General features: G+C 56.9%; 3 protein-coding genes. All 3 read left to right on the forward strand.

What is annotated here, in order from left to right:
* Window positions 1-116: 116 nt before the first annotated feature.
* Window positions 117-1,616, forward strand: a complete 1,500-nt coding sequence (gene istA / locus V5E99_RS30850; RefSeq protein ID WP_499806298.1) for an IS21 family transposase — start codon at window positions 117-119, stop codon at window positions 1,614-1,616.
* Window positions 1,609-2,412, forward strand: coding sequence for an IS21-like element ISPsy20 family helper ATPase IstB (gene istB, locus V5E99_RS30855; protein ID WP_499806296.1), 804 nt, complete (start codon window positions 1,609-1,611; stop codon window positions 2,410-2,412). The genes istA and istB overlap by 8 nt, the downstream gene beginning before the upstream one ends.
* Window positions 2,399-2,581, forward strand: a 183-nt coding sequence (locus V5E99_RS30860; protein ID WP_499806297.1) for a hypothetical protein, incomplete at its 3' end; no start/stop codon positions are given. The genes istB and V5E99_RS30860, both read left to right, overlap by 14 nt.

The following is a 2,581-nucleotide window of genomic DNA, read 5'->3' on the forward strand; positions in this document are numbered from 1 at the left end:
TGTTGCCGCTGACCGAAAACTGACCCAGTAGAGGCTGTTCTGCCGACTGAAAACTGACCCAGGTGTTCAACTGCTTCTGCTCACTTTTTCGAGCAGGAGAACACAGGGTGATCAGTATGGAAATGTTGGGGAAAATCCGGCGGATGTACTTCCGCGACAAGCTCTCGCTGCATCAGATAGCCAAGCGTACCGGGCTGTCGAGAAACACCATCCGAAAATGGGTCAGAGCACCCGAAGCAACTCAGCCGGCGTACCAGCGGTGCACAGCCTTCAACAAACTCAGTCCATTTCACGAGACCCTGGAACAGGCGCTCAAGGCCGATTCGTTTCGGGCAAAGCACAACCGCAGGAGCGCCAAAGCACTCTTTGAGCAGATCAAGGCTGAGGGTTACGACGGCGGCTACAGCCAGCTCACAGCGTTTGTACGCTCATGGCGAGGTGAGCAAGGTAAGTCTTTGCGCGCCTTTGTACCGTTGACGTTCGCACTCGGTGAGGCCTTTCAATTCGACTGGAGCGAAGAAGGGCTCCTGATTGGCGGCCTGTTCCGACGTATGCAGGTCTCCCACATGAAGCTGTGCGCCAGTCGCGCATTTTGGTTGGTTGCGTATCCCAGCCAAGGCCACGAGATGTTGTTCGATGCCCACACGCGCTCGTTTGGCGCGCTAGGTGGGGTGCCGCGTCGCGGCATTTACGACAACATGAAGACCGCTGTCGACAAGGTCAACAAGGGTAAGGGCCGGACGGTCAATGCCCGGTTTGCCGTGATGTGTGCCCACTACCTGTTCGACCCGGACTTCTGCAACGTGGCCTCCGGCTGGGAAAAAGGCATCGTTGAAAAGAACGTCCAAGACAGCCGACGGCGCATCTGGCTCGATGCTCAAAACTGCATGTTCCACACCTTCGAGGAACTGAATGCCTGGCTCGGCCAACGCTGCCGTGCTCTCTGGGGCGAACTGCTGCACCCGCAGTACAACGGGCTGACGGTGGCAGAAGTCCTGGAGTTGGAACGAGTGGAGATGATGCCGATGCCGACCGCCTTTGACGGCTACGTCGAACGCACCGTGCGGGTCTCCAGTACCTGTTTGATCAGCGTGGCGCGAAATCGCTATTCGGTGCCTTGTGAGCGTGTTGGCCAGTGGGTCAGCAGCCGTCTGTATCCTTCGCGGATCGTGGTCATCGCCGATGAAACGATGATCGCCAGCCACGAGCGTCTCGTTGATCGAGATCAGGTCAGTTTTGACTGGCAGCACTACATTCCACTCATCGAACGCAAGCCCGGTGCACTGCGTAATGGCGCGCCATTTGCCGATCTGCCGAAGCCGCTTCGGCTTCTCAAACGGGGACTGAGGCGTCACACCAACGGTGATCGAATCATGATGCAGGTACTGGCTGCTGTGCCCATCGCCGGTCTCGAACCGGTATTGGTGGCGGTGGAGCTGGTACTTGAGTCGGGAAGTCTGAGCGCCGATCACATCCTGAATGTTCTAGCCCGCCTGACCTCCACTGCACCACCTCCCTCCGTAGAAACCAGTCTGCAACTCAAGGTGGCGCCTATTGCCAATACGGCGCGCTACGACCGGCTCCGTACGACCGATGAGGAGAATCGCAATGCGTGACCTAATGACGGAACTCAAAGAACTGCGTCTGCATGGCATGGCCAGCGCTTGGGAAGAACTGGTCTCTCAAGGAGCAGCCTCGACGGCTTCGTCGAAATGGCTGCTGGAACATCTGCTTCAACAAGAGCATGCGGATCGAGCGGTGCGCTCAGTGAACCACCAGATGAACATGGCCAAACTGCCCATGCACCGTGACTTGTCAGGCTTCGACTTCAGCGCTTCCAGCGCAGATGCCCGCCTGGTCAAAGATCTGTCCAGTTTGGAGTTCACTGAGGCCGCGCAGAATGTAGTGTTCATCGGCGGCCCAGGAACCGGAAAAACACATCTGGCCAGTGCCTTGGCTGTGTCCGGAATCACTACTCATAACAAACGAGTCCGCTTCTTCTCCACGGTGGATCTGGTCAATCTGCTGGAGCGTGAAAAGTACGATGGTAAGGCAGGCCGAATCGCCCAGGGACTGCTTCGCACAGACCTGGTGATACTGGATGAACTGGGGTACTTGCCCTTCAGCCAGAGCGGCGGCGCGCTGTTATTTCACCTGTTGTCCAAACTGTACGAACACACCAGCGTGGTCATCACCACCAACCTCAGCTTCTCTGAATGGTCGAGTGTATTTGGCGACGCCAAGATGACGACTGCGCTGTTGGATCGGCTGACACACCACTGTCACATCGTCGAAACGGGCAACGAGTCGTACCGCCTGCAACACAGCACCCTGGCCGCCCAGACAAAGATCAAATCACGTGAACGAAAGCGCAAGGACGAAGATGGTATCGAGGACGATGAACCGTTTTGATCCGCACCATAAATGCTCTGCCGCATGCCTACATGCGGTGGGGCTTGATGCGTCGTCAACCGGGACACTGCTGCTAAGCTTATCCACAATTGCTGGGGCAAAAATCAGCAATCCGTCCTGGGTCATTTTTCAATCGGCAGGGTGGGTCAGTTTTCAATCAGCGCCAACA

It is taken from the genome of Janthinobacterium sp. LPB2021202312-11-4, from assembly GCF_037049705.1.
Lineage (GTDB): Bacteria > Pseudomonadota > Gammaproteobacteria > Pseudomonadales > Pseudomonadaceae > Aquipseudomonas.